Below are 237 nucleotides of genomic sequence, written 5' to 3' on the forward strand. Positions count from 1 at the left end.
TGTTGGTTTTTTGTGGGTCTTTTTAGCATCTTCTTTAAAACCAACTAGTAAAGAAAACGAACGTATAGAAAAGCAGCAAAATAGTTTGTATGCTATGGGTGTAAATGAAAATGACGAATCTAGTGCCACTGTTGTATCAACAGCAGTTGCAGGTGATGAGTTTAATAAATACATCAAAAAACAAAGTGTAATAGAAGGAGATAAAATTTCTGAAAGTGATGATGCTTATTTAATTGA

1 pseudogene is annotated in these 237 nt (G+C 31.6%); it reads left to right on the plus strand.

Annotated elements, in window-relative coordinates:
- Positions 1-237, plus strand: a pseudogene (locus ACY2RW_RS16365) (Na(+)-translocating NADH-quinone reductase subunit C); the annotation flags it as partial.

The sequence above is a fragment of the Polaribacter sp. 2305UL8-11 genome (assembly GCF_058147165.1).